The organism is Paenibacillus zanthoxyli JH29, assembly GCF_000520715.1.
GTDB classification, from domain to species: Bacteria; Bacillota; Bacilli; order Paenibacillales; family Paenibacillaceae; genus Paenibacillus_AQ; species Paenibacillus_AQ zanthoxyli.
The window spans coordinates 1-8,074 of record NZ_ASSD01000014.1; the positions used below are offsets into that span (position 1 = coordinate 1).

9 protein-coding genes are annotated in these 8,074 nt (G+C 54.5%); 5 read left to right on the forward strand and 4 right to left on the reverse strand.

The window, feature by feature from the left end; translation table 11 throughout:
• Positions 1-725 (reverse strand): lactonase family protein (locus tag L691_RS0100710; protein ID WP_025688135.1); only part of this gene is annotated, 725 nt, incomplete at its 3' end.
• Positions 726-856: 131 nt separating this feature from the next.
• On the opposite strand from L691_RS0100710, the gene L691_RS0100715 reads away from it, so the two are divergent.
• The 3 genes from L691_RS0100715 to L691_RS0100725 all read left to right on the forward strand — a co-directional run bounded on the left by L691_RS0100715 (position 857) and on the right by L691_RS0100725 (position 3,058).
• Positions 857-1,117, forward strand: coding sequence for a GlsB/YeaQ/YmgE family stress response membrane protein (locus tag L691_RS0100715; RefSeq protein ID WP_025688136.1), 261 nt, complete (start codon positions 857-859; stop codon positions 1,115-1,117).
• Positions 1,118-1,312: 195 nt separating this feature from the next.
• Entirely contained in the window at positions 1,313-1,810 is a 498-nt protein-coding gene (locus L691_RS0100720; RefSeq protein WP_025688137.1) for a CcdC family protein, read from the forward strand.
• Between the two features lie 294 nt (positions 1,811-2,104).
• Positions 2,105-3,058 (forward strand): L-lactate dehydrogenase, encoded by a 954-nt coding sequence (locus L691_RS0100725; protein ID WP_025688138.1) that lies wholly within the window; start codon positions 2,105-2,107, stop codon positions 3,056-3,058.
• A 122-nt stretch (positions 3,059-3,180) separates the two neighbouring features.
• Here the strand turns inward: L691_RS0100725 and L691_RS0100730 are convergent, their stop codons facing one another.
• Positions 3,181-5,463 carry a heavy metal translocating P-type ATPase gene (locus L691_RS0100730; protein WP_025688139.1) on the reverse strand — a complete coding sequence of 761 codons (2,283 nt, stop codon included), beginning with the start codon at positions 5,461-5,463 and terminating at the stop codon, positions 3,181-3,183.
• A 185-nt stretch (positions 5,464-5,648) separates the two neighbouring features.
• Between L691_RS0100730 and L691_RS0100735 the strand changes: the two genes are divergently transcribed.
• Together L691_RS0100735 and L691_RS0100740 are read left to right on the forward strand one after the other, a co-directional pair.
• Positions 5,649-6,191: a PadR family transcriptional regulator gene (locus L691_RS0100735; protein WP_025688140.1), complete on the forward strand. Its 543-nt coding sequence runs from the start codon at positions 5,649-5,651 to the stop codon at positions 6,189-6,191.
• Positions 6,172-6,936 carry a CPBP family intramembrane glutamic endopeptidase gene (locus L691_RS0100740; protein ID WP_025688141.1) on the forward strand — a complete coding sequence of 255 codons (765 nt, stop codon included), beginning with the start codon at positions 6,172-6,174 and terminating at the stop codon, positions 6,934-6,936. The genes L691_RS0100735 and L691_RS0100740 overlap by 20 nt, the downstream gene beginning before the upstream one ends.
• Positions 6,937-7,032: 96 nt before the next feature.
• Here L691_RS0100740 and L691_RS0100745 read toward each other — a convergent pair whose 3' ends face one another.
• Both L691_RS0100745 and L691_RS0100750 read right to left on the reverse strand, forming a co-directional pair.
• A complete protein-coding gene (locus L691_RS0100745; RefSeq protein ID WP_025688143.1) occupies positions 7,033-7,398 on the reverse strand; it encodes an ArsR/SmtB family transcription factor in 366 nt (121 codons plus the stop codon).
• Between the two features lie 194 nt (positions 7,399-7,592).
• Positions 7,593-8,074: ABC transporter permease (locus tag L691_RS0100750; protein WP_025688145.1), on the reverse strand; the 482-nt coding region annotated here is incomplete at its 5' end.

Below are 8,074 nucleotides of genomic sequence, written 5' to 3' on the forward strand. Positions count from 1 at the left end.
TCCGGCAGTGTGGACAGATGCTGCCGGACTTCAAAATTCCCGGACGGCTCGCACGCCTCAAGAACCGTTATCGTACAGTTGAGCTCGTTGACGCAATACAGCCACTTTCCGCTCGGATGGAATGCCAAATGGCGCGGTCCCGAGCCGTCAGGCAGCACCACTTCACCATGCCGGGTGAGCTTGCCGTCTTCGTGACGGTAGAGCACAATCCGGTCGAGGCCGAGATCGCATACCAATATTTGCTTCCCGGTTGCGCCTGCGATTACGGAATGCGGATGCGGCGCTTCCTGCCGGTCTTCGCGAAAGCCCCTGCCGGAATGAAGGACCTGGGAGGTCATCTCCCCGAGCGAGCCGTCTTCATTAACCGGGAAAGCATTGACATTGCCTCCCGAATAGTTGGAGACAAATACATAGTCCTCCTCCGGAGAGATAGAAACGTAGCATGGGGCTCCTCCCTCTGTCCGCCGTACACTCAGCAGGGACAGCTTATTGGTCCCGGGATCGATGGAATATGCGCTGACCTCCCCGTCTTCCTTCTCGCTGACGGCATACAGTACATTCCCTGCACGGTTCAGCGTTATGTACGATGGATTCTCGATTCCCGAGGTTTGTTGAAAGATTCTCATTTCTCCGTTCTCTGTATTTAATCCGCAAAAATAAATGGACGGCTCATCCTCGGAACTGTACGTTCCGACATAAAACAATACTTCATCTGCGCGTTTCATACTAGACGTCTCCTTTAACAAAAGGTTGTAGAATTCTGATATTCCGGCAAAATATGACACCTGATTGAAACCTTCCATTTTAGGTTAATAATTAGCATCCAATACTAATACCCTAAAGGAGCTGAAGCATGATGAGTCTCATATGGATGCTGATTGTTGGCGGTATTATTGGTTGGTTGGCAGGTCTGATTATGGGCAGAGATATTCCGGGAGGCATTATCGGCAACATTATCGCCGGTATTCTGGGCTCCTGGCTGGGCAGTTTTCTAGGTGACTGGGGTCCGCGTGTTAGTGAATTCTACGTCCTGCCCTCTTTGATCGGCGCGATCGTTCTTATTGCAGTCGTCAGCCTGGTCATGCATTCGATGGGCGGACGGCGAACCCGTTCCTAATTACTTTACCCTGGAGCAGCCTATTTACAAACATAACGCTGAGCAATATAACCGCCTGGCTCGCCGCTTGGCGGTTTTTTCGTTTATATTTGGCAGCCCGTGCGATTATCTTCGGGACGCGGACATTTAGGTGCCGAAGGCATTTTTTGCTATAATGTACATACTCCACTTTTAATTCAGAGAGGAACGTGAATCATGGGCAGCATCAATCCGTCGTTACTGCATATCGGCTCCACCTTGGGCGCGCTGCTGATGGCGCTGATGGTTATTTTTATCCGATTAAAAGCAAGCGACCGCCCCGTTACCCTCCGCAAAATCCTTATCCCGCCGCTGGGCATGTCGACCGGGTTCATCATGTTTGTTGTTTCCGAGGTCAGGGTTCCTCTATGGTGGGCGCTTGCCGCCTTTCTTGCGGGATGGTTTGTTTTTGCTTATCCGCTTATTAAAACGACCACCTTCCACGAAAAGGAGGGGCTGATTTACGCCAAACGGTCCAAGAGCTTCATTCTTGTTCTGCTCGGGCTGCTTCTGGTCCGCACGCTGCTGCATGAATTTATCGACCGCTACATATCCATTCCGCAGTCAGGCGGTCTATTCTTTATTCTGGCATTCGGCATGATTCTGCATTGGAGAATATTTATGTTTAGAACCTACCGCAAGCTCGATCCGCAGGATGCGCTGGTTTCCCGGTAGCAGACCCGGGTTGTCTCCGCGAGACGCTCCCGGCAACGCCGGCCCGAAAGTTCCCGCCGCATTGAGCTGTGACTAGCTCCGCCATTTCCTTTCCGCATGGCTTCCATGCGGTTTTTACGCATGTATGCGAGGTTTCTCTAGGGGCCTGATATTGCGCGCTGTGCGTTCACGAAGCATGTACCTTTTTTCACCCATGTCAGGTAACTTGCGGGTGTTTAGGGTAAAATGAAATCACAGACCGAGTCTTACGGATAAAGCTTTAGCCATTTTTTATAAGAGAGCGAGGATAGGCAGATGAAAAGAAAATCAAGAAAAGTGGCGATCGTCGGTTCCGGACTGGTCGGCTCCAGCTGCGCCTATTCCATGGTCAACCAAGCGATTTGCGATGAAATTATGATGGTCGATCGTACGTATGACCGGGCCATGGCGCAGGCGCTTGATCTTTCGCATTGTACGGATTTTATGGGTACGCGGACCAAAGTTTACGCCGGAACTACAAGCGATTGCGCCGGCATGGATATCGTGATATTAACGGCGGGCGCCAACCCGAAGCCGGGGCAGACGCGGCTTGATGTGCTGGACGACGCGAAGACCATTACCAGAAGCATCGTTACGCCGATTGTGGAGAGCGGTTTCGACGGTATTTTTGTGATTGCCGCCAATCCGGTCGATATTGTGACTTATCTCGTCTGGCAAATCTCCGGCCTGCCGCGCCACAGGGTAATCGGAACAGGGACATCCATTGATTCATCCAGACTGAAGACGCTGCTGTCCGAGGTATTCTCCATCGATCCCCGCAGCGTGAACGGCTATGCGCTCGGCGAGCATGGCGAATCGCAGTTTGTGGCCTGGTCGCATGTGACCATCGGCGGCAAGCCGATCCTGCATATTCTGGATCAGCACCGCGAACGGTTCAAGCATCTGGACCTCGGCGATCTCGCCCGCAAGACCAAGGATGCCGGGTGGGAGATTTTCACACGCAAGGGCTCAACCCATTTCGGAATTGGCAGCGCGCTCGCGTATATCGCCCGCTCGATTCTGAACGATGAACATAAAATCATTGCCGTGTCCGCCATCCTGGACGGAGAATACGGACAGAAGGGCATCTGTACGGGCGTGCCCGCCATCATTGCGGGAGAAGGCATACAAGAGTTGCTCGAGCTGAATCTAAACGAGGAAGAATCCGCCAAATTTACCGCCTCATGCGATATTATCCGCCGCAGCATCGACAGTCTCAGCCTTAGCTGATGACCTCGCGAAAGATAGGGCGATTCTTGGGGCATTAAGTAAAAGAACCACCGGAAATGGCATCCGTACGGATAGCCAACCCGGTGGTTTTTAATGATTTTGGATCAGGCTTAGTCTGGAACTTAACCCTGAACAGACGGTGCGCGGAGCGCCCGCATGCTGTTGAGCACCGCAAGCACTGTCACGCCGACGTCGGAGAAGACCGCTTCCCACATCGTCGCGATGCCGAACGCTCCAAGCAGCAGAAAGACCGCCTTGACTCCGAGCGCGAATATAATGTTCTGCCATACAATCGTCCGGGTACGGCGGGCGATGCCGATCGCCGATGCAATCTTGGACGGCTCGTCGGTCATAATGACGATGTCCGCCGCCTCGATGGCGGCATCCGATCCCAGTCCCCCCATGGCGATCCCGACATCCGCTCGCGCCAGAACAGGCGTATCGTTGATGCCGTCGCCGACAAAGGCGATTTTTTCCCGGCCCGCCTTTTGAGATTCAAGGCGTTCGATCTGCTCTACCTTATGCTGGGGCAGAAGCTCGGCATGGACTTCGCCGATGCCCAGCCGCTTCCCTACATCCTCGGCCACCGCCGAAGCATCACCGGTCAGCATCACTGTCTTGGCGACGCCGATTTTGCGGAGGGCGGAAATCGCCCGGGCCGCATCCTCCTTCACTTCGTCGGCGATGACAAGACTGCCGGCATATTGGCCATCCACGGCCAAATGCACGATTGTGCCGATTCCGCCGGGCTGCCGGAAGGCGATGCCTTCGCGCTCCATAAGACGCGCGTTCCCCGCGAGCACTATGCGGCCTTCAACAACGGCCCGGATGCCGTGGCCGGAAATTTCGTTATAGTCGGTAACAGTGTTTGCTTCGATGCGCTGACCGTAAGCCGCGACAATGGACTCCGCGATCGGATGGCCCGAATGGCTCTCCGCGTAAGCGGCCAGCCGCAGCAGCTCACTCTCCGTCACGCCTTCTGCCGGATGAATATCCGTCACCTTGAACTGCCCCTTGGTCAGCGTGCCTGTCTTGTCAAAGACCACGGTCTTGACATCGTTCAGCGCCTCCAGGTAGTTGCTGCCTTTGATCAGGATGCCGCTGCGCGATGCCGCCCCGATACCGCCGAAGAAGCCGAGCGGAATCGATACGACGAGGGCGCATGGGCAGGAGATTACGAGGAAGACCAGCGCCCGGTAAATCCAGTCGGAGAACGTCGCCCCGCTGATCAGCAGAGGGGGAACCACGGCCAGCAGCGCGGCTGTAATAACGACAACAGGCGTGTAGCCCCGGGCGAACCGGGTAATGAAGTTCTCGGTCTTCGCCTTGTTATTCGACGCGTTCTGCACCAGCTCCAGAATTTTGGAAACCGCCGATTCCGCAAACGTCTGGGTTACCTCTACGGCGATGACGCCGTTCTTGTTAATGAAACCGCTCAGCACCGCGCTTCCCGGCTCTGCCGACCGTGGAACCGATTCGCCGGTCAGCGCTGAGGTATCCATCATCGCGCGGCCTTCGATGACCGTTCCGTCAAGCGGAACCTTCTCGCCCGGCTGCACGACGATGATATCCCCGATATTTACCTGCTCCGGAGACACGATTCTCGTCTCTTCCCCGGTCCGCAGGCGCGCCGTTTCCGGCCGGATATCCATCAGCGCGGTGATGGAGCGCCGGGAACGGTTAACCGCCAGGCCCTGGAACAGCTCGCCTACCTGATAGAACAGCATGACAGCGACGCCTTCCGGGTACTGGCCAATTGCGAACGCGCCGATAGTCGCCAACGCCATCAGAAAGTTCTCGTCAAATACTTGTCCCCGCGAGATATTTCTCACAGCTTGGAGGGCGACATTTCCGCCTGCCGCGAGGTAAGCCAGCAGGAAGAGGGCAAGCTCCCAGTAACCGCCGACAGGAATCAGGTAACCGGCGGCGGCAAACGCCGCGCCGGCCCCGAGGCGCAGCACCGTCCGCCGCGTCTCTCCCTCACCATGGCTGTGTGAATGTCCGTGGGCGCTGCCTTCTTCTCCGGCATGTGCGTGTTCATGTCCATCCTCGTGTTCATGCCCATCCCCATGTTCATGCCCATGCGCTTTGCGGTGGCTCCGAACTTGAACGTTTCCGCGAACCATTCCGCTATACGCGGCAGACCGGGAGACCGCAGCAGCTCGCTTCTCCAGCAGCCGCACATGCGGTTCAATCGAAACCACCGTCTGCTCCACCTGCGAAACACCTGTCTCCGGAAAACTGCTGTCCGTTTCCATCGTCAGTGTCTTGGTCGCAAAATTGACCGAACAGGAGGCGACCCCGTCCATCTTGCCTACCCGGTTCTCAATTTTCATTGCACAGTTGGCGCAGTCCAGACCTTCCAATATCCATTGGCGTTTGACCATCGGCTCTATCGTATTCACTCTCCCCAGCCCCTTCCGTAACGCTTACGATTAATATATGAGCAACTGTTCATATGTTATATACCGTCATTATATTCCTATCGCATTTACGGTGTCAATCGGTAATGAGCGCTTGACGGCAGTGAAATTTCAGATATAATAAATGTATCAAATAGATATATCTAAGCGATATAAAGGGGTGGCATATGCTGGAATATGTTCTTTTGGGAATGCTGATGGAAAGCCAAATGAGCGGCTATGATTTGAAGAAGACCATCGATAATACAGTCGGACATTTCTACGCGGCAAGCTACGGCAGCCTTTATCCCGCATTGAAGAGGATGACAGATAAAGGTTATGTATCCGTGTTTGAAACGGCGGACAGCAAGAACAAGAAGCTCTACTCCCTGCTGCCTGAAGGGAAAGAAGCTTTTCTCAAATGGCTGGAAGAACCGCAAGCCGGGGGCCGCGAGCAGCTCATCCGGATTTTCTTTTTCGACTATTTGGATGAGGATGTCCGTCTGCGGCGTCTGCAGGAGTATCTGCACGCAGCCGAACATGAGATTCGCGCGCTGGAAGCGGTACAGAGCATAGTAGAGGGCGAACTGGCCGGGATCGAGCGTCCGGAAGACTATTATTACCGAGTGTCTGTGCTGGGATATGGACTCAGCCATGCTCGAATGCAGCAGCAGTGGATCAAGGATATTATGGAGAGGAAGGATTTAGGACATGTCAAACCAAGAAATTAAGAGGTCATTTTCGCAAAAACACCCCGTACTCGCCGTCGTAATTATTGAAGTTCTGTTGTTGTTATCCGTAACTGCAGCGGGCGCCTACGCCACGATCAAGCAGCTAAGCTACACATCGCCCGTGCTCATTTCATTCATCCCTATCGCCGCAGTGCTGATCCTGTATTTTTCCTTGAAGAAAAAATGGGGATACTACGGATTCCGTTCGGTGACTTCGATCTCCAAGGAGAGACTGATTGATTATGCGCCCCTTCTGGCCGTACTGTTCATCGTCGCCCTGAATGGTTTCCGTCCGATCAGCGCTTCCGAGCTGCTCTTTTATCTCTTTTTCACCCTGCTGGTCGGCTTTGTCGAAGAGAGTATTTACCGCGGTATGATTCTGAATATTTTGCTGCCCAAGGGGGTTAAAACGGCCGTCATCACCTCATCACTACTCTTTTCCATCACGCATGTGCTGAATGCCCTATCCGGACAGAGCGCAGTCCAGACCGCGCTGCAAATCGTCTATGCCTTACTGATCGGCGGCGCGCTCGCGCTTTTGATGGTGCGGAACCGCAATATTTTGCCGCTGATTCTGTTCCACTTCTTACATAACTTGATCCAGTTTGTCGGCAACGACAACAGCGACGCCCACCTCGGCTATAACATCGCCATCCTTTCGCTGCTGGCGCTGTACTGCATCTGGCTTGCGCTGAAATTGAAAAAGACGGCCGCCTCTCCACCAGCGGAACACAGCTTAAACTAGCTGGCATTCCAGCAAAAAAAGGCAGCAGACCAAAAGGGTCTCCTGCCTTTTTGCTTGCTTATTTAGAAGGTACGAACCGTACCCTTATTCCTGTTCCTATTCGTGTCTGATATGCTCATGCGTCTGCAAAAAGATCTGCTCGACATGCGCGTCATTCAGCGAATAAAATACGGTCTTGCCCTCTTTGCGCCGCTTCACGATCCGCAAGTTCCGCAAATAGCGAAGCTGGTGGGACACCGCCGACTGGCCCATGTCCAAAATAGCCGACAGATCATGCACGCAAAGCTCCTGGCGGGATAATGCGTAAATCAGCCTAACCCTTGTCGGATCGCCGAGCGCCTTGAACAGTTCCGCCATCTTGTCGGTCGTCGCCCTTTCCGGCAGGGTTAACCGGAGATTCTCAGGAGAAACCTCCGAGCCGTTACAGGTGTTGTCGCATTCTTCGATAGCCGCCGGTTTCATCTGCTTCGCCTCCTTGCAGCCGGTCCGGCCTGGTCAGCCGCCGCTCTTAAACCATTATAAGAAAAAATGAGGGCGAATGTCCATCAAGAGACCTGCCCGGTAATGGCTGCGCCCAATTTTTAATCCTGGATTGAAAGGAAGCGAATGGAAAAAGCTCCGGATTTGCCGTCACCCGGCGGACTGTTCTACCAGGTTCACACCGCCTTGCGGCGGAAAGACAGCAGACCCGCCGCAAGGAAGACAACAAAGCTGCCCAGCACAACGATCAACAGGCTCTCAAGCGGCAGATTGAACGCTCCATGGTCCGCCTGCCCTTGGGGAATCATGGCCAGAAGCGGCTGTACCCATGGATAATAAGGGCCGTAGGTAGCCGAGTTCGCAATCAGAATATTAGGCAGCGTAAAGCTGACGTTCAGCGCGAGCGGCGCGGCGAAGCTGCTCCACGCCTGGGATACGGCCAGTTGGAGCGCAGCCAGCGGCAAGCAGGCCACCCAACTGGTGCTAATGCTTCTCAAGAGCAGCTCCCAAGGAACGGGAGTCCCGATATCCCGGAACAATCCCGTTCCGATGACCGCAGCCATAAAGACGGCCTGGGTAGCTGCCAGCAGAAGAGCGGCTACCGCGAATTTCGCGAGGTATACGGATGTCCGGGAGACCGGCAGCGCCAGCAGCGTCT